The organism is Nonomuraea indica, assembly GCF_002850745.1.
Lineage (GTDB): Bacteria > Actinomycetota > Actinomycetes > Streptosporangiales > Streptosporangiaceae > Nonomuraea > Nonomuraea indica.
The window spans coordinates 251816-269867 of the sequence record NZ_KZ559474.1; the positions used below are offsets into that span (position 1 = coordinate 251816).

Genomic DNA, 18052 nt, shown 5'->3' on the forward strand with positions numbered 1-18052 from the left:
CAAAGTGGTCGGAAAGTTCGCCACCGGAGTGGTCGTCGTCACGACCCGGCTCGACGGCGTCGATCACGCCATGACGGTCAACTCCTTCACGTCGGTGTCGCTTGATCCGCTGCTGGTGCTGTTCTGCGCGGAGAAGCTGGCGAGGTTCCACGACGCCGTGCTGGAGGCCGGCGTGTGGGGCGTGTCGGTGCTGCCGGCGTCGATGGAGGACGCGTCCCGGTTCTTCGCCCATCGGGGCAGGCCTCTGGACGGGCAGCTCGCCTCCTGGGCGCACCACCGGTCGCCGGCGGGCGTGGCCCTGTTCGACGGGGCGATCGCGACGCTGGAGGCCAGCACGTCGGCGGTCCACGACGGGGGCGACCACTCGATCGTCGTCGGCGCCGTCACCGCCCTCGGCACCCCGTCCGACGGGGCTCCCCTCCTGTACTACGACAGCTCGTACGGGACCCTCTAGGCGGGTCCGGCGCGAGCCGGACGCCCCCGCCGCGCCGGGGCCGCCGGTGAGCAGGGCCGGGGTCGGGTGAGCAGGCCCGGGGTCGCTGGCGAGCAGGGCCGGGGTCGCCGGACGTCCAGCGGCTGTCCGGCGGAACTGTCGGTGCCGGGTCGTACCGTCATCGCATCGACGTGACCGTCACGAAACTCGTTCCACCGATGGGGAGATGATGCCGGACTTCGAGGAGTTCGAGGCCATGATCCGGCGGGCTTCCCCCGCCCACCACCCGGCCGAGCTCGCCGACGATCTGCTGACGTGGGCCACCGGTGTCCTGGACATCTGGATACGGCCCTGGCGTGAGGCCTTCGACTTCCTGCGCAAGCTGCCGGCCGACGATCGGCGGCGTCTGGCGAAAGCCCTGGTGGACCGATACCACTCCGCCGCCGCGGACTCCGCCGACCGGACGAACGCCCTGACCTTCCTCGGAGTCATCTCCCATGGCCTGCCGGAGGACGGGCTCTCCGGCGAACGGCTCAGGAAGCTCGACGCCCTGATCGGCCGGTATTCCTTCGGGTACGGCATGCGGTTCGTGAGTTTCGCCGAGGCCGAGCTGGCAGCCGGGCGGCAGCTGCCTCCCGCGGTCGCCGCCGCCTTCCGGCGGGCAGCCCTGGACCGCTTCTCGGACCACGACGTGTCCGCCGTGGCGAAGCGGCTCACCGAGCCGGTGCTCAACGTGGGCGAGGAGTGGGCGGAGCGGGCGCTCGCCGAGCTCCCGGGACTCGCCGCCCCGTGGCGGCGACTGCTGACGCATGCGACGACCGCCACCGCCGCCAAACCCACCGCCAGGTGGGAGAAGACGGGCCGCAAGCTGCTCGGCGAGACGGGGGCCGACACGGTGCGGGCGATCGTGCTGCCGTGGCTCAGCCTGGTCGGCCGTCCGCGGACCCTGCCCTTCAGGTCGGGCCCGGGCGAGCCCGACCACAACCACGCCTACGATCCCTTCAACGCCAACGCGCTGCGCGGGATCGCCTGGCTGCTGTCGTTCGTGCCCCCGCACCCGGACATCGCCCCCGCCGTCGGCGCGCTCGTCGAGACCTCGCTGCACACGGTCCCCACGCTCGGGCCGCGCAACCCCAAGGTCGCCGGCGCGGGCGTGCTCGCCCTCTCCCGGATCGATCATCACACGGCCGTGGACGAGCTGTCGCGGCTGGCCGCCGTGGTCACCCACAGGGGCATTCTCAAGCTGATCAACACCACGCCGGTCATCTGACGCCACACGGCCGCACCGGGCGGCCGGTGCGGTGGTCGTGTCCGGGGCCGGCGGGGTCCCGTCGCCGGCCCCGGACACGCGTCACTGCTGGGCCGGAGGCTCCGGCAGCGGGGTCTCGCCGGGCTGGGCGGTGCCGGTCGGGTCCACCGGGGGTTCCGGGAGCTCCGAGGGCGGCGCGTCGCCCGTGGGCGGCGGGCAGACCGGGACATCCGGCGGGGCCGGGGTCGGGGAGTCCGTCGGCGTCGTTCCCGGGGGAGGGACGTCCGTGGGGGCCGGGAGCGTCGGGGTCGGGGGAGGGACGTCCGTGGGGGCAGGGATCGTCGGGGTCGGGGGTGTGGGGGGCGGGGTGCCGTCCGGCGAGGTCTGGCCCAGAGCGGTTTGGGTCGTGGGCGCCGGAGTCGCCGAGCCGGCCATCGCGGGGTCGGGCGGGGTGGTGTCCCAGGGGGCGGGGGTGCCGGAGGGGACGGGCGTCTGGGGCGGGAGCGGCCGGCAGGTGACGGTGACCGTCGCGGCCGGGGGCGCCGGCGGGGTGAGCGTGACGGTGGCCTCGTGCGTCACCGTGGCCTGCTGGGTGACCGTCGCGGTGACCGTGGCCGGGTCCGCGGGGGCGGGAGTGGCGGTGACGGTGACCGTCGGCGCGGTGGCCTTGGGCGTGGCCGTCACGGTGCGGGTGGGCCACGGCAGCACCTTGGCGGTGATCCTGGGCTTGCCGCGCGTCTTGTAGGTGCCCTTGCCGAGCTTCCTGGTGACCTGCCCCGCGCCCGTGGTGACGGGAATCCGCGCGGTGGCGATTTTGCAGGAGGTGCCCTTGCACACCCGCTGCCTGACCGTGAAGCGCGCCGCGCCGTCGTAGGCGATGGAGACGTTCAGGTGCGAGACGCCGCCCTTCTTGACGACCTTCGCCTTGGCGGTGTACTTCCCGAGTTTGGGAGTGGGTGTCGAAGTCGGGGATGGGGTGGCGCTCCTGGCCACCACCACCCGGAGAGGGGGGTCGGTCAAACCTAAGGGATCTGCCGTCGACGTCTGGGTGATCGCGACTCCGCCGGCGCCGGCGAGGGCTATGGCGCCGACCAGCGCGCCCAGAGTGGTGAGTCTCATAATCCTGCTCTTTTTGGAGATTTCAGGACGACGATCATTATTCCGAGTTGTCAAGATTGGTCAAGGCTGAGACGCATGGATGGCAGGTACCGGTTCCGGAAGGTGGCGAACTATCTCAACCTCGCCACGCCCCTCGGCCTGCTGATCTCCGTGGCCGGCGGCGCCACCCGGCGGCCAGGGCCCGACGGCCTCGTGCTCGCCTGCGGTTACCGCCACCGCTTCCCCGTCGCGGGCGCCTTCACCGTCGGGAACGTCGTCCTCACCAGGGCCGACACCCTCGACGAGCGGCTGATCCGGCACGAGGCCAGGCACGCCACCCAGTGGGCGTGGTGCGCCGGGCTGCCCATGCTCCCGCTCTACCTGCTGTCCATGCTGGTGTCGGTGCTGCTGTGCGGACACCAGGCCTCGTACAACGTCTTCGAACGCCTGGCGGGGCTCGACGACGGCGGCTACCCCCACGCCCCCCTGTGGTGGCGAAGACGCAGGTAGCCGGGCCTGTGCGTGACTGATCCGTCACACAGGGCAGAGAGGCGTCCATGACGCACGAGACTCTCCCCCAGCCTCGGTGGCCCCGCGACTTCAAGGACCGGCTCACCGCGCCCCTTCCGGAGTTCCGCGAACTGTTCAACGTCACCTGGTACGGAGGTCTGCGTCCCGGTGCGGGGGACGCCGACCAGATACCGGTGCGGCGCGCCGGCGGGCTGCCGCGCCCGCCGGCCGGCGAGACCATGGTCACCTGGGTCGGCCACTCCACGTTCGTGCTGCAGGTGGACGGGCTGACGATCCTGACGGACCCCGTCTGGTCGCGGCGCATCCCGGGCGTGCGGCCCCGCCTGACGCCGCCCGGCGTCGCCTGGAGCGACCTGCCACGGATCGACGCCGTCGTGATCAGCCACAACCACTACGACCACCTGGACGCCCCCACGATCCGCAGGCTGCCCAGGGACACCCCGGTCCTCGTGCCGGCGCGGCTGCGGCGCTGGTTCACCCGGCGCGGATTCACCGAGGTCACCGAGCTGGACTGGTGGGAGACGGCCCGCGTCCGCGGCGTCACGTTCGACTTCGTGCCGGCGCACCACTGGAGCAAGCGAACCCCCTGGGACACCTGCAAGACGCTCTGGGGCGGTTGGGTGGTCGGCCGGTCGGTCTACTTCGCCGGCGACACCGGGTACGGCCCGCGGCTGGCCGAGATCGGCGAACGTTTCCCCGGGCTGGACCTGTCGCTGATGCCGGTCGGCGGGTACGAGCCGCACTGGCACACCAAGGCGGCGCACGTCGACCCGGCCGAGGCCGTGCGCGGCCACCTGGACGTGGGGGCCCGGCGGATGTCCACCATGCACTGGGGCACGTTCGTGCTGTCCGGCGAGCCGCTGCTCACGCCCGTACGGCAGGCACGGGAGGAATGGGCGGCAAGAGGGCTGCCCCGGGAGGACCTGTGGGACCTGGCGGTCGGCGAGTCGAGGGCGTTCATGCCGGCCGGCCGGCACACGGCGGCCGGACGGCGGCGGCCCCAGCCCGCCGCGGCCGGCGTCTCCCGTCGCCTCCACGGCGACCACCCGCACGGCCGGAGCCCTTTCGGCGGCCAGGTGCCGGCGGGACGGGAGGTGGCGGGACGGGAGGTGGCGGGACGGGAGGTGGCGACGCCCTGACCCGCCCGCACGCGGTCCGGGCCCGCGCCGCCCCGGGTCAGGGACGCAGGCGCAGGGTGTGCACGGCGGCCGCCTTGACCGATTCCGGCGTGGAGAGCATCGGCAGCAGCTCACCTCTCGCCCACAGCGCCGCCTGATCCCGGTAGTTGGCGTGGAAGGCGTGCCCGGACGCCCCGGTCAGGTTGATCCAGCCGGACTTGTCGAGGTCGCCCAGGTCCACGACCATCCGCATCGACGGCACGGCCGTGACCTCGTACCCCTTCTGCACGTTCCAGCCGGTCGCGTTGACCGCGTCCTTCCCGCCGGGCACGGACAGCGGCCCGCGGTTGAACAGCGCCTCGATCGGCGCGATGCCCGAGGTGCCGAGCGTGGCGTGGGTGAGCGTGAGCCGGTGCAGGTCGCCCCAGCGCCAGGCCCCGACCTCGTCGCCGAGCAGTTCCGACAGCTCCTGGTAGGCGCCGGCCATCGCCTGGCGGAGGATGTCGTCGCGCGTCTCCTTCAGGTTCCTCGTCGTGGTGTCGTCCCAGAACGGGTCGTCAGGCTGGTCGAGCAGCCGCCTGACCACCTCGTACCACCGGTCGCCGCCGGTCGCCCTCGCGCCCTCGGGCAGGTCGTCGTCGAAGGCCGCCCTGAGCAGATGCCGCCAGACCGCGTTGAAGTACGCCGCCGGGGCCGAGCCGGTGTCCTGCGATCCGTCCCAGCCTTTCAGCAGGTCCCTGGCCCGCATGCTCGGGCCCGCCAGCGTGACCTTCATGAGGGCGGGCACCAGGGTCGTGGCCAGGCCGTTGTGCGTGTCCTGCTGGATGCGGCCCATCACGGCCGCGTCCACCTTGTCCTTGTCGATCTCCTGCCGCAGCCGTTCGACGATGCGCTGCGAGCGGTACCCGTACGACCAGTCCTCAGTCAGCAGCGGCTGGTAGCGCCTGGGGTCGATCACGGCGTTGTTGGCCGTGACGACGAAGCCGTCGGCGGGGTTGGTCACGGTCGGGAGCTGGTCGTGGGGGATCGGGGCGGTGTTCCACTCGTACTCGCCCGTCCAGCCGGGAACCGGCCAGGTGCCGTCGCCCTTCTCCCGGATGGGGATGCGGCCGGGCGCCTGGTAGCCGATGTTGCCCTCGGTGTCGGCGTAGACGAGGTTCTGCGCCGGCACCTCGAACAGCTCGGCGGCGGCCCTGAACTCGTGCCAGTCCGTCGCCCCGTTCATCGCGAAGATCGCGTCGGCGGTCCTGCCGGGCATCAGCGCGGTCCACTGCAGCGCCACGGCGTTCGCGTCGCCGCCGGGCCGCGCGTCTCCCATCACCTCGTCGATCAGCGGCCCGTGCCGGGTGCTCCTGACCTTGTGGGTGACGGTGCCGCCGCCCGCCACCTTGATCTTCTCCTCCCGGGTCTCCAGCTTGAGCCGCTCGCCCTTGTACAGGTACGTCTCGCCCTCGACCTGCTCCAGGAAGAGGTCGGCCACGTCGGGCCCGAGGTTGGTGAAGCCCCAGGCGATCTTGTCGGTGTGCCCGATGACGACACCGGGGACGCCGGAGAAGGTGAATCCCGTGACGTCGTACGAGCACTGCTCGGTCAGCTTGCGGCAGTGCAGCCCCGCCTGGTACCAGACGGCCGGCATCGAGGCCGACAGGTGGGGGTCGTTGGCCAGCAGCGGCTTGCCGCTCTTGGTGTGCTCGCCGGAGACGACCCACGAGTTGGACCCGACACCGGCGCGGTCGGCGGTGCTCATCGTGCCGGGCAGCGCGTCGAGCGCCCTGGCCGCGCGGGCCAGCGCCTCGGTGCCCGCCGGGCCGGGTGCGGTGTCGTCCCGGCCGGCTCGTACGGCGTCTCCCGTGCGGCCGCCGGCCGTCGTGTCCGGGCCGTCCTGGATGCTCCGGGTGCTGGTTCGGGCGCCCTGCCGGGGGCTGCCCGCGTCCAGCCGGCCCCGGCTCTGGTCCTGGCCGTCCCGCGCCTCCGGCTGCCGGGGGGTGGCCCGCTGATCGAACCGGTCCCGCGCGATCGCGCCCTGGGTGACGATCGAGACGTGCCGGTCGTACGGGTATGCGGGGTAGAGCTGCTCCACCCGCTCGCGGGGCAACGTGGCGGCGATCAGCGCGCGGTCGATCTCGTCCTCGACGTTGGAGCGCAGGTCCCACGCCATGGCCTTGAGCCAGGCGACGGAGTCGAGCGCGGTCCAGGGCTCGGGCGTGTAGCCGCCGTTCTGGACCTTGAGCACGGAGTATTCGAGGCTCCGGTCGGAGGCGTTGGGGTTGGCGCGGAGCCAGGCGTTGACCCCTTTGGCGTACGAGTCGAGGTAGCGGCGGGTGCGGTCGGCCAGCTCGGGCAGCTCCTGCTCGGCCACCCGGCGCCAGCCCATGGTCCTGATGGCCTTGTCGCTGTCGAGCGTGGCCTTGCCGAACAGCTCGGACAGCCGTCCAGCGGTGACGTGGCGCCGGAAGTCCATCTCCCAGAACCGGTCCTGGGCGTGCACGAAGCCCTGGGCCGCGAAGAGGTCCTCGGCCGTGTCCGCGTAGATGTGCGGGATTCCCGATTTATCCCGATAAATCTCCACGTTCCCGGCTAAGCCGGGCAGGCGGATGGTGCCGTCCACCTGGGGGAACGACTTGCGCACCGTGTAGACGACGACGCCGCCGAGCACCAGCGCGAGAGCGAGGATCACGGTCAACACCCGCGCCGGCCAGCGCAGGGGCGACGGCATCCACGCGTACGGTCTCAACCTCACGAATCCTCCCATCTCGCGCGCCGGATCCTAAGTCTGACAGTTCGCGATCACTCCTCCGGCCCCTCGTTCACGGACCTCCTGTTACGGCACGGCCAAGCAGGCCGCCACCCGCCGCACGGGGCCGGGGGCCTCCAGGAAGACGCCCGCTGACCGGTCCGTGGCCGGCCGCCGTCACGGCGCCGCGCCGGCCGCCTGAGCGGTGAACCGACGGCCCGGAACGCCGGCTTCGGGGTGACAGCCGGACCGGCGGCCACGCGACTGGCCGGGACGGCGTCCAGCACGCGGGCGACCGGGGAGGCCAGGAGGACGGCCGGGGACGGAGCGTCCGGGAGGGAGGTCAGAGGGTGGGGGCGGGGGCGCGGCCGATCTCCGCGGACAGGTCGAGGGCGAGCACCTGGTCCAGGCGCAGGAACGACTCGAACTTCGCCCCCGCCGCCACCGAGTCGTCGCCGTCGAGGTCGCGCAGCGCCCGGAGGGCCGCCGGGGTGTCGAGGTCGTCGTCCAGGGCAGCCTCGACGCGCTCCACGTACCCCGACGACAGGGGCGCGCTGGGCGACTCGGCCCACCCGGCCACCCGCGCCCGCCAGCGCCGTACCTCGCGGTCGGCGTCCCGCAGCAGGTCCCAGGTGAGGTGCACCGGCTCCCGGTAGTGGTGCTCCAGGTACGCCAGCCGCACCGCGAGCGGATCCAGCCCCGCCTCGGTCACCTGCTCCGCCGACAGCGCCGGCCCGTCGAACCGGACCGGCCCGCCGGTCACCACGTGCCCGGTTTCGAGCAGCGGCTCGTCGCCGTGCGACGGCGCGTGACCGCCCGCCACGAGGATGTCCACGCGCGCCCCCAGCGACCGCCTGGCCGCGGCCTGGCACCGCACGCCGGCGGTAGGCGCGCCGCGCCCCCAGGGCGAGTCCCACGCGGGCTCGCCGCCGGACACGGCCCACAACACCGGATCGACGTCCCCACCGGGGGGAGCCCCCTGCGCCCCGGTCATGCCACCCTGGGCAATGCTCCCCGATCGCCCCTCACCACCGGCGAGCGCAGGGCCACCAGAGGGCGCCGCGTGACCAGATGGGGCCGCGGCACCGGGGGACGCCGCGGCACCGGGGGACGCCGCGGCACCGGGGGACGCTGCGGCACCGGGGGACGCTGCGGCACTGGGAGACGCTGCGGCACCGGAGGGCGCCGGGTGGTCGTCGGCGGGGGCGCCGAGGCGGACCGAGCCGTCCGGGGCCAGGTGAGCCCGGCCTCGCTCCACCAGCCCGGCGATCAGCTCGACCGCCGCCTCGGCCGCCTCGTCCGCCAGGGGCTCGTGCTCCGGCGGCCGCAGGTTCAGCGCGCCCGCCACCCGCCGGAAGGCGCCGAGAGCCGCGGGGTCGCCGCCGGGGAGCGGACCCCGGCAGGCCACCACACGCACCCGCCGGCTCTCCAGGAGCCTGCGGATCACGTCGGCCAGCACGTGGGGGCGCAGGTCGCCCAGATGCCCCGACGGCTCGGCGGACGCGGGGGTACAGGTGTGCAGCCGCACGGCCCTGCCGGGCGCGAGCTCCCCGGTGCGGCCGGTCAGCGCGTCGTGGATCCGCAACATCCTCCGAGCCTAACCAGCCGCGCGCCCCTCGACCGTCGCGGGGACGGGCCGGGTGCCCCGCTGCGGCTCTCCGGGATCGGCCGCGCGCCACTCAGCCCTCCGGAGCCGGACGGGTGCCGCTGCGGTTCCTCGGGATCGGCCGCGCGCCGCCGCAGCCCTCCGGGGCCGGACGGCTGCCGCTGCGGTTCCTCGGGATCGGCCGCGCCGCCGCAGCCCTCCGGGGCCGGACGGCTGCCGCCGCAGAAGCGGAGGGCGGCCGGGTGTGCCGCCGGTCAGCCGCCCAGGAAGCCCAGGATGTCGCGGTCTCCCCGCTCGCGGAGCCTGGCCAGCACCTCGTCGCGGGTGGCCGTGTCGGGCAGCCCGATGCGCGCCCCGATCAGCCGCAGCCCCTCCAGCTCGGAGTTCACCGGAGCCGTGTAGCCGATCAGGTAGAGGGCCCGGTTCAGCGGCGGGAGGCTGACCGGCGCGGCCGGCAGGTAGCGCGTCAGCAGCTCGCCGCCGTCGGACACGGTCAGGAACACATGGTCTCCCTCGCTCGCCTTGAAGTCGGCCAGCACGTTCCGGATCGACCCCATCGTGGGCTGGTTGTGCCAGCTGATCACCACGTCGCCCGACGGCGTGGACGCGGTGAGCTGCCCGCCCGGAGCCATCCCGAGGTAGGCGGCGAACCCGGTCGGCAGCGGCGACCCCGACCCGCGCAGGTGCTCGGCGTTGACGTCGACCCGGTGCCACCACCGGCCGTCGCGGCTGCGGAAGCTGCGCCGCGTCTCCGACACGTCCCTGCGCGGCTGGTACGGCTCGGCCTCGCCACCGGGGGAGGTGCCCGCCACGCGGATCCATCCTCGCTGGGTCCGCTCGAACCCCGGCCCGCCCGCGTACGCGCGGACGGAGCTCTCGCTGACGTCGTAGCGGGAGGTGAGGTTCGTGACGATCGTGCTGACCGACGCCTCTCCGCCCGCGCGCTCGATCTCCCGGGCGATCATCTCCCTGATGCCCAGGTACTCGTCGCCGCCCCACCGGGTCAGCCCGTACTTGTTGCGGTCGACCCGGCGGAACCGGTCGTCGGCGGTGAGCTGGTTGCGGATGCCGACGAGGCTGTAGTCCTCGCCGATGCGGTCCTGGATCTCCTCCGGCGACAGCGGCTGCCCGGACACCAGCAGCACCGCCTCGGTCTTCTCGTTGATGCTGCGCGGCCACGGCACCACGTGCTGGTCGAGGACCCGGATCTGCGGCACGGACGTGATCCACCGCTCGGCCACGTCCTCGCGGACGCCGAGCTGGCTGACCATGGTGACGGCCTCGGCGAGCGGCCGCGGCCCGTCGGCGAAGAGCTGGCGCGTCTTCTCCCGCAGTTCCTCGGCCCCGCCGGCGATCAGCCAGCCGTCGGCCTGCTCGTAGCCGGTCAGCAGCGTGCGGACGAACCGCCAGATGGGGATGCCGAGCGCCCGCAGCTCCGCGCGGTGCCAGGGCACGGCCGCGGCCAGGTCGTCGGCGGGCACGGTTGAGCCGAGCCGGCCGCGCAGCCACGCGACGTGCGCGACCAGCGGGACCGCCTCCGGGCCGCCCAGCCAGTTGTCCACGTACTCGCGAAGGTCGCGCTCGATCTGCCGGATGCGCTCCCGGGTCACCGAGAACCGCTGCGCCAGCTCGTCCAGCGTCGCGCGCCGGCCCGCGTAGAGGCGGTCGCGGGCGATGGCCCGCTGCCGGTCGTCCAGGGCGGCGAACACGGAGTCGATCAGCTCGGGCAGCGGCCGGTCGGGACGGGCGGGCACCGCCGGCACCTCGGCCGCGGGTTCCAGCAGCCGCTCGAACACTCCGCTGAACAGTTTCTGCACCACGTCCTTGCCCAGCATCTCCGGCGTCCGCTCGGCCTCGGCGGGGTCGGAGAAACGCAGCAGCGGCAGGATGTCGCCGAGCAGCAGGTGACCCCAGCACGTCACGGCGAGGTCGGCGAGGTGTCCCGCCACGGTCTGCGTGCCGACGATGGCACACGCGCGGTCGAGCGGGATCGCCTGCCACCAGGCATCCGGCAGCTGGGGCTCTTCCACGAGGGGCGCGACCTGACCCGGTGGGGTCCAGCGCATCGGTGGCGCCAGGTCGCTCAGGCTGAGGTTCATTGGAGTCCAACCGGCAATGGGACAGATATCCGCAGTTCAGACTATGTCGTCAGAATGACAGAAAAGGGCTTCCTCTTCCTGAATGGGATAGGTAAAGCAGTGAGCGGGCCCTGGTACAGGCCACGTACAGCATGCCGCGTTCGCGTTGCAGAGCTCGCGCGCGGGCGCCGGGCTCACCGGGCGGCGGCTGGGGCACCACCCCCTCCGACACTCCGACGAGCGCCACGCGCTCGAACTCGAGTCCCTTCAGGTTCGCGAACGTCGACACCCGGACCTCCGTCTCGCCCAGCGCCTGACGCGCGCCCCGTGCCAGCCGCGGGGTGCGGGCGCCCACGGCGATGTCGGCGGCGGGCACGCCCTCCTCCAGCCACGCGCGGACCGTGGCGGCCAGGCCGGCCAGCTCGGCCTCCGCCGAGTCGTAGCCCCGCACCACCGGCCGCTCGCCGTGCCGCGCGGCCCGCAGCCCGTGCAGCTCGGAGGCGCCCCTGACCAGCCCGTCCACCGGCCCGCCGCCGCGCAGCCGTACGGCGAAGGACAGCACCTCGGCCGGCAGCCGGTACGACACGCGCAGAGTGTGCTGCGCGACGGGGATGCCGAGCGCGCCGAGCGCCACCCGTGTCTCGGTGACGCGCTGGTGCGGGTCGCCGACCACGAACAGGTCGTCGTGCGCGTGCGGCGCCGCCGCCCGCAGCAGCCGCCACTGCGCCGGGCTGATGTCCTGCGCCTCGTCCACCACGATGTGGCGGTACGGCTTGCGCCGCGGGTCGACGTCGTCGAGCAGGTCGCCCGTCGCCCGCGACAGCAGCCGCAGCGCCTCGTCGGTCAGCTCGGCCAGCGTGCGCGCCCCCGGCCCGACCAGGGTGGGACGGCGGCCCTCCTCGTGGGCCACGATGCGCAGCGCCAGCCGTTCGCAGTTGTCCACCTCGACCCGCTTGCGGGTGGCCTCGTCGGGGATGAGCGTGTCGAGCCGGGCCGACAGGTCCTCGGCCAGGCTCTGGGAGAACGTCACCAGCAGGACCGGCCCGCTGCCGCGCGCGGCCAGGTGGGCGGCCCGGTGCAGGGCGACGAGCGTCTTGCCGGTGCCCGCGCCGCCGACCACGAGCACCGGGTGGTCGTAGCGGGCGGCCCGCGCCAGCCGGTGCTGCGTGGGGGACAGGAACGTGCACCACCCCGGCATGCCCAGCACCCGGTCCAGCTCGACCTTGTCGGCGACGAACGCCGCCCGGTCCGGGCTGCGCAGCAGCGCGGCGTGGAGGTCGCCGGTGTCGATCGGGCCCGGGTCCTCGTCGGTGGCGCGGCAGGTCTCCAGCTCCCGCCACGCGTCGTGCAGGGAGCCGCCGCCGGCCAGCACCGCGAGCGGGGCGTGCTGGGTGGGCGGCAGGAAGGGTTCGAGGGCCGCCACGTCGGCCTCGGTGGTGACGAGCCGGATGAGCCGCAGCGCCCGCACGTCGATGCCCAGCGCCAGCAGGTCACCGTCGCAGATCGGGTCGAACAGCCGCGAGGCGCCGGCCGACCGGCGCAGGGCGGGCTCGACGCGTTCAAGGGACTCGGCGTCCCACTCCTCGACCACGCCGATCACCGGGTTGACCCCGTAGCGGTGCCGGCGGGCGTGCGCCCAGGCCTGCGGGTCGGGCAGCACGGTGCGCAACCAGTAGACGTCACGCTGGCGCACCACGACACCGCGATGGCCGCCGGCCAGCCGTAAGGTCGCGACCCGAGCGTCCCTGGCGCCCCGCACCCGTTCGGGATGGGGGGCGCCCGCCACGCGCAGCAGGAAGCGGCGCAACGCGACAACGGCGTCCCTGCGCACCGGCGGGTCCAGTGCGCGGAGCTCCTCGGGGAGCTCGGGGCCGATCGCGAGCCGCGGCACGGCTCAGTCCAACAGGTCGAGCAGGTCGCGGTCTCCGCGCTCGCGGAGCCTGGCCAGCAGATCGGGCAGGCCGACCGGGCCCGCCATGCCGATCCGGGTGGCGATCACCCTGGCGGCCTGCTCGCGCGTGCCGCCCGGCGCGGTGTAGCCCACCAGCCGCAACGCCTTGGTGATCTTTTCGGCGCCCTGCGCGGCGACCGGCAGGTGCCTGGCCCGCAGCACGCCCTCGTCCGACAGCGTGAGGAACAGGTGGCCGCCCTCCTTGGCGCCGACGTCCACGAGCAGGCGCTCGACGGACTCCAGCACGGGCCTGCCGTGCCAGCTCATCGTCAGCTCCCCGGCGGCGCTGCGCACGGTCCGCGTCTCACCGGGCGAGAGCCCCAGGTAAGCGGCGAACCCCGTCGGCAGCGCGCACTCGCCGCCCGCCAGTTGCTCGGCCGTAACGTCCACCCGCAACCACCACCGTCCGTCGGGCTGCCGGAAGCAGCGCCGCGTCTGCGAGACGTCCTTGAGCGGCTGGTACGGCCTGCCGTGGCCCTCCTCCGACGCCGCGCCGTTCGACTCGGCCGCGACGCCCGCCGGCGCCGGTGAGCCGGCCGCGAACGGGTGGAAGCGCGACCCGGGCGCCGGACCGTCGGCCTGCGGCGCCGGGAACGGCGTGGCCACGGCCGGCGGAACCGCCGGCGGCACGGCGGGCGGGACCGGCGGCGGGATGGGCGGCTGGGGAGGGAAGGGGGAGAAGGCCGAGGGCGGGGGTGCCTCCTCGCGGGCCCCTCCGTCCGGCCTGTCGGGCAGGGTGGCCAGCACGAACTGCCAAGCCGGCACCTCCAGCGCCTTGATCTCCTTGCGGTGCCAGTCGGCCGCCTTGATCAGCCGCTCCTTGGGCGCGGCCGGGCCGATCGCGCGACGCAGCCCGTCGAGGTGCTCCCGGTAGGGGGCCGCCTCGTCGCTGGCCAGCCACCGGTCCAGCCGCTCGCGCAGCAGGGCCTCCGTCTCGGTGATCTCGGCCGGCGGCACGGCGAACAGCTTGGCGAGCTGGTCCACGGCGGACGGCTGATCGGTGAAGACGCGGTTCTGGGCCACGGCCCAGCTCTTGTCGTCGAGCCCGGCGAAGGCGGCCTCGATGAGCGCGGAAAGATCCGGCGCCACCGTCACCCCGCCCTCGGCCCCCGCGTCCTGCCCAGCGCGCGCGACCGGCGCGGGCTCGGCGTCCGCCGCGTGCCCGTCCGCGGCGACCGGCTCAAGACCGCCCTCCGCCGCAAGCTCGGAATCCGGTTCGTCCGCCTCCGCCACGTGCTCGGACACCGGTTCGTCCGCCACCGGCGCGGGCTCGGAGCCCGGTGCGTCCGCCTCCGCCGCGTGCTCGGGGTCCGGTGCGTCCGCCATCGGCGCGTGCTCGGACACCGGCTCGTCCACCACCGGCGCGGGCTCGGAGTCCGGTGCGTCGTCGGCCGTCGAGGCGGGGTCCGGTCCGGCGTCGGGCTCGGGCTTCGAAGCGCCCACGACCTCCCGCTCGTCGTCCTGAGTCGGCTCGGCCTCGTCGTCCTCGCCGTCGTCCACGCCCCTGTCGGCGTCGGCGGGCTCGGGCTCGTCCTCGCTCACGGGATCCCGGTCACCGGCGGCCTCGGCCCCGGCCTCGAGCGCGGCATCAGACTCCGCCGCCACCGCGGCTCGGGGCTCCGCCTCGGGTAGGCCCGCTTCCGCCCGCTCCTCGGGGGCGGCGGCCTCGGGTGCGGCGGCCTCGGGGGCCGCCTCCAGCGCCTCCGGTTCGGCCTCCTGAGCGGCCCTGTCCGCCTGCCCCTCCGGGGCGGCGGCCTCCGCCTCCGGCGCGGCGCCTTCGGCCGGCCCGCCCGGCCCGGCGTCCGCCGCCTCCGGCGCGACGGCAGGGGCGGGGTCAGGGGCAGGGCCAGGGCCAGGGCTGGGGGCGGCCTCGGCGGCGACCGTGCGCGGCTCGGCGTCCCCCTCGCCCCGAGCGGTCACGGCAGCGGCTACCGCGGCGTTCCCGGCGGCGTTCCCGGCAGGGGTCGCGGCGGGGAACGCCGCAACGGGTCCCGCGCTCGGCGCGGCGGCCGGCGCCAGCCGTGCCAGGACGGCGGAGAACAGCGTCGCGAGCACCGCACGCGCCTGGATGAACGGCTGGTCGACCAGTTCGCGGCTGGTCAGCGCCAGCAGCCCCGCCCACGAGCCGGCCCGGTCGAGCGCGATGGCGACGTGTGGCTCGTCCGCCTCGTCGGGGTCCAGCACGTGGAGGGCGGGCAGGACGTCGCCCACGGCGGCGGCCGGCCACTGCTCCAGCGCGATCTCCGTGAGCAGGTCGCCCAGCGCCTCCGGCCCGATGACCGCGAGCACGCGCGGCAGGGGCAGGCTGCGCCACCAGGCGTCCGGCAGGTCGGGTTGCCCGGTGAGCAGCGTGATCGTGGACGCGTCGCTCCACCGCAACGGTGGTACGAGGTCGCTCAGGCAGAAGTTCATCCCGTTCCGTTCACCAGCCCCTCACGCCCCCGTGTCGTCGTAAGGCTTCACTCAACGTGCGTACAGCGGTGCAGCCAAGGTCTCGCCGCCCACGGAACAGACCATAGTCTGGCAAAACTGCCCTACGCATCATGGACTACGTATCAACGCCGGACGGCGGCGAAGCGCAGGCGCACGTAGTCGGCCATCCAGCCGGTCTCCCTGCGCAGCGCGGGCGCGGCCAGTTCGTTGACCCGCTGGAGCAGCGGCAGCACGATCTCCGGCGGCAGGCCGGCCAGCACGGAGGAGGCGAACATCCGCACCCAGTCGGCCGCGCCGCCGGGGCACTCCTCGAGCGGGGTGGGCCGGTCGGAGTATTCGAGCAGCCGGACCACGAAACCCTCGCGTTCGAGCCGGTGGGCGTACTCGGCGGGGGTGGGGAAGTACCACGGCAGCTCGGGTTCGCGCAGGCCGTACTCGCGCCAGGCCGTCAGCATGGCGGCCGTCAGCTCGGCGCAGTTGCCCGACCCGCCCATCTCGGCGACGAACCGCCCGCCGGGCCGCAGCGCCTCGCGCACGTTGGCGATGACGGCGCCGGGGTCGCGGCTCATCCAGTGGAGCGCCGCGTTGGAGAAGACGGCGTCGTAGGCGTGGGCGACGGTGAAGTCGTGGCCGTCGCCGACGATGAAGTCGATGCCCGGGTGCTGGGCCAGCGCTTTCTCGATCATGGCGGGGGAGCCGTCGATGCCGAGCACCTCGGCTCCCCGGGCGGCGATCTGGGCGGTCAGGACCCCGGTGCCGCAGCCGAGGTCGAGCACCCGCTCGCCCGGTCGCGGGTCGAGCAGGTCGACGAGGGGAGCGCCCTGGGGGGTCACGTAGCCGAAACTGCCGTCGTAGGCGCGACTGCTCCACCGCTCCACGCTCGGTGCGTCATAGCGCAAGACGATCAGCTCACATTCGTCAGACATCGGGCCCCCGTGGCCGTGCTGTCCGTTCACTTTAGAGGCTGAGCGTCCCTACGACATACAAAGTCACATTCGGCCCATCAGCCGCTCTTCGCCCATTCTTTCTTGAGGTACGACTTGCCGGCGTCCACCTGGGGGATCGTCAGCAGGACGGGCGGGCCGGGAGCGGCGGGCAGCTTCGCGGTCTGCTCGGTGTCCAGGGTGCCGCGCATGAGCATGGCCTCGCCGCGGACGGGCCGCGCGTAGCCCTTCTGCAGGAGGTTCTGGCCCTCGTCGGAGAAGAGGAACTCCTGCCACAGCCGGGCCGCCGCCGGGTGCGGGGCGTCCTTGTTGATCGCCTGGAAGCGGTACTCGCCGAGCGGCGCGTCCTTCGGGATCGTGACCTTCCAGGAGCCCGGCTGCCGCGCGCCGCGCGCGGCGTTGAGGTGGTCCCAGCCCACGATGACGTTGGCCTTGGCCGGTTCGGTGAGCCGGCCGGTCTTGCGCAGCCTGGCGAAGAGCTGCACCCCGCGCCGCGGGTCCGGCGCGCCGTTGTGCAGGGAGGCCGCCATCACGCCGTCGAAGGCCGCCGCTGAGCGCAGCGGGTCGCCGTCGAGCGCGACGGTGTAGCCGGGCTTGAGCAGGTCGGCGAACGACGCCGGCGCGGGGACGGCGCGCGGGTCGTACCCGATCGACATGTAGCCGCCGTAGGCGGCGTACCAGGCGCCGGACGGGTCCTTGACGTTGTCGGGCAGGTCCGGCCACCCCTGCACCTTGTACGGGGCGAACCTGGCGGCGTTGGCCACGGCCACGTCGAGCGTGAGGTCGAACACGTCCGGCCTGAGCCGGCCGGCGACCTCGATCTGGCGCTGGCTGCTGGCGCCGGGCTCCAGCTCGTTGACCTTGATGTCGTACTTCTCGGCGAAGGCGTCGATGATCTCGCCGTAGTTGGCCCAGTCGCGGGGAAGCGCGATCACGGTGAGCGCGCCCTCGCTCCGGGCGGCCTCGGCGAGCCGTTCGAGGTCGCCGAAGCCCTCCTTCATGGACATCGCCTTGACGTTGACGGGCGGAAGCGGTTTGGCCTCCGTGGTGGACGCGCCGCATCCGGCGCTGACGAGGATGGCTGCCGCAGCGGCACAAATACGTACGGTCACGCGACGAATACTTACCGTCACATCCGCTGAGGTCGAGGAGGCGCGGCCGGAACGACCTTGGCCGCTACCAGCTCCTCCTCAACGATCTCCACTAGGGTGCCGTCCCTTTTACGCACCCGCAACACGCCGGACTCCCACGACTCCAGGATTCCGACGGCGTCACGGAACCCCCCGGGAACCCGTCTGCGCGTGGTGATCCGGGCGCCGACATCGGCCTGGGTGACGCTGACGGTGAGGCGAGCGGCCACGAGTTGGCCACCTCCGTTTCGGCCCGCTGGCAAGCACGGCAATACTAGGAGCTAGCAAACCGCGGTCAGAGTCATGCCATGGTGGCGAAGAGAAGGAGCTCGAGGTGACCTACGTCATCGCGCAGCCTTGCGTGGACGTCCTGGACAAGGCGTGCATCGAGGAATGCCCCGTCGACTGCATCTACGAGGGCGAGCGCATGCTTTACATTCACCCCGACGAGTGCGTGGACTGCGGCGCCTGTGAGCCTGTGTGCCCGGTCGAGGCGATTTTCTACGAGGACGACCTTCCCGAGCAGTGGAAGGACTTCTACAAGGCGAACGTGGACTTCTTCGAGGACCTGGGGTCGCCCGGCGGCGCCTCCAAGGTCGGCAAGATCGAGAAGGACCACCCCGTCGTGGCGGCGCTGCCTCCGCAGGGCGAGGGCCACTAGCCGCCGCGCCGGCGAGAGCGCCGCGGCGGTCCGCGACGGGCCGGCCGGGGCGGCTCAGCCGGTCCCCGAACGCACCGATCTGGAGA

At 73.7% G+C, this 18052-nt stretch carries 14 protein-coding genes; 5 read left to right on the forward strand and 9 right to left on the reverse strand.

Translation table 11 applies throughout. The features are described from left to right. Nucleotides 1-4 precede the first annotated feature (4 nt). Together CXR44_RS23490 and CXR44_RS23495 are read left to right on the forward strand one after the other, a co-directional pair. Nucleotides 5-454 carry a flavin reductase family protein gene (locus tag CXR44_RS23490; RefSeq protein WP_245899349.1) on the forward strand — a complete coding sequence of 150 codons (450 nt, stop codon included), beginning with the start codon at nucleotides 5-7 and terminating at the stop codon, nucleotides 452-454. A 205-nt stretch (nucleotides 455-659) separates the two neighbouring features. Next, nucleotides 660-1703, forward strand: a complete 1044-nt coding sequence (locus CXR44_RS23495; protein WP_101788258.1) for a hypothetical protein — start codon at nucleotides 660-662, stop codon at nucleotides 1701-1703. Between the two features lie 81 nt (nucleotides 1704-1784). On the opposite strand, the gene CXR44_RS23500 is transcribed toward CXR44_RS23495, so the two are convergent. Next, nucleotides 1785-2801 (reverse strand): hypothetical protein, encoded by a 1017-nt coding sequence (locus CXR44_RS23500; RefSeq protein WP_144070059.1) that lies wholly within the window; start codon nucleotides 2799-2801, stop codon nucleotides 1785-1787. Nucleotides 2802-2876: 75 nt separating this feature from the next. Between CXR44_RS23500 and CXR44_RS23505 the strand changes: the two genes are divergently transcribed. Both CXR44_RS23505 and CXR44_RS23510 read left to right on the forward strand, forming a co-directional pair. After that, entirely contained in the window at nucleotides 2877-3290 is a 414-nt protein-coding gene (locus CXR44_RS23505) for a hypothetical protein (protein WP_101788260.1), read from the forward strand. A gap of 47 nt (nucleotides 3291-3337) precedes the next feature. Then, nucleotides 3338-4450, forward strand: coding sequence for an MBL fold metallo-hydrolase (locus CXR44_RS23510; RefSeq protein WP_101788261.1), 1113 nt, complete (start codon nucleotides 3338-3340; stop codon nucleotides 4448-4450). 37 nt (nucleotides 4451-4487) lie between these two features. On the opposite strand, the gene CXR44_RS23515 is transcribed toward CXR44_RS23510, so the two are convergent. From CXR44_RS23515 to CXR44_RS42215, 8 genes are all read right to left on the reverse strand, one after another. Continuing rightward, on the reverse strand, nucleotides 4488-7145 hold the full coding sequence (locus tag CXR44_RS23515; protein WP_101788262.1) for a penicillin acylase family protein: 2658 nt from the start codon (nucleotides 7143-7145) through the stop codon (nucleotides 4488-4490). A gap of 361 nt (nucleotides 7146-7506) precedes the next feature. After that, nucleotides 7507-8751: a cysteine--tRNA ligase gene (locus CXR44_RS23520; protein WP_101788263.1), complete on the reverse strand. Its 1245-nt coding sequence runs from the start codon at nucleotides 8749-8751 to the stop codon at nucleotides 7507-7509. 272 nt (nucleotides 8752-9023) lie between these two features. Next, complete coding sequence (locus CXR44_RS23525; protein ID WP_245899350.1) at nucleotides 9024-10799, reverse strand: sigma factor-like helix-turn-helix DNA-binding protein; 1776 nt, start codon at nucleotides 10797-10799, stop codon at nucleotides 9024-9026. A 118-nt stretch (nucleotides 10800-10917) separates the two neighbouring features. Continuing rightward, nucleotides 10918-12738, reverse strand: a complete 1821-nt coding sequence (locus tag CXR44_RS23530) for a UvrD-helicase domain-containing protein (protein ID WP_101788265.1) — start codon at nucleotides 12736-12738, stop codon at nucleotides 10918-10920. Nucleotides 12739-12741: 3 nt separating this feature from the next. Continuing rightward, nucleotides 12742-15210: a hypothetical protein gene (locus CXR44_RS39605; RefSeq protein ID WP_101788266.1), complete on the reverse strand. Its 2469-nt coding sequence runs from the start codon at nucleotides 15208-15210 to the stop codon at nucleotides 12742-12744. 143 nt (nucleotides 15211-15353) lie between these two features. Then, the gene (locus tag CXR44_RS23540; RefSeq protein ID WP_245899351.1) at nucleotides 15354-16157 is read right to left on the reverse strand and encodes a class I SAM-dependent methyltransferase; all 804 of its coding nucleotides are present in this window, start codon (nucleotides 16155-16157) and stop codon (nucleotides 15354-15356) included. Between the two features lie 77 nt (nucleotides 16158-16234). Further along, nucleotides 16235-17287 (reverse strand): ABC transporter substrate-binding protein, encoded by a 1053-nt coding sequence (locus CXR44_RS23545; protein WP_180903664.1) that lies wholly within the window; start codon nucleotides 17285-17287, stop codon nucleotides 16235-16237. A gap of 17 nt (nucleotides 17288-17304) precedes the next feature. Then, nucleotides 17305-17535: a putative acetyltransferase gene (locus tag CXR44_RS42215; RefSeq protein ID WP_101788269.1), complete on the reverse strand. Its 231-nt coding sequence runs from the start codon at nucleotides 17533-17535 to the stop codon at nucleotides 17305-17307. Between the two features lie 104 nt (nucleotides 17536-17639). Between CXR44_RS42215 and fdxA the strand changes: the two genes are divergently transcribed. Next, on the forward strand, nucleotides 17640-17966 hold the full coding sequence (gene fdxA / locus CXR44_RS23555; RefSeq protein ID WP_101788270.1) for a ferredoxin: 327 nt from the start codon (nucleotides 17640-17642) through the stop codon (nucleotides 17964-17966). Nucleotides 17967-18052: the final 86 nt, after the last annotated feature.

What these genes read in the sequence shown, in the direction of transcription:
- CXR44_RS23540 (WP_245899351.1), bottom strand. Translation starts at nt 16,157, where the DNA reads ATGTCTGACGAATGTGAGCTGATCGTCTTGCGCTATGACGCACCGAGC.
- CXR44_RS39605 (WP_101788266.1), bottom strand. Translation starts at nt 15,210, where the DNA reads ATGAACTTCTGCCTGAGCGACCTCGTACCACCGTTGCGGTGGAGCGAC.
- CXR44_RS23500 (WP_144070059.1), bottom strand. Translation starts at nt 2,801, where the DNA reads ATGAGACTCACCACTCTGGGCGCGCTGGTCGGCGCCATAGCCCTCGCC.
- CXR44_RS23515 (WP_101788262.1), bottom strand. Translation starts at nt 7,145, where the DNA reads ATGCCGTCGCCCCTGCGCTGGCCGGCGCGGGTGTTGACCGTGATCCTC.
- CXR44_RS23495 (WP_101788258.1), top strand. Translation starts at nt 660, where the DNA reads ATGATGCCGGACTTCGAGGAGTTCGAGGCCATGATCCGGCGGGCTTCC.
- CXR44_RS23510 (WP_101788261.1), top strand. Translation starts at nt 3,338, where the DNA reads ATGACGCACGAGACTCTCCCCCAGCCTCGGTGGCCCCGCGACTTCAAG.
- CXR44_RS23520 (WP_101788263.1), bottom strand. Translation starts at nt 8,751, where the DNA reads ATGTTGCGGATCCACGACGCGCTGACCGGCCGCACCGGGGAGCTCGCG.
- CXR44_RS23505 (WP_101788260.1), top strand. Translation starts at nt 2,877, where the DNA reads ATGGATGGCAGGTACCGGTTCCGGAAGGTGGCGAACTATCTCAACCTC.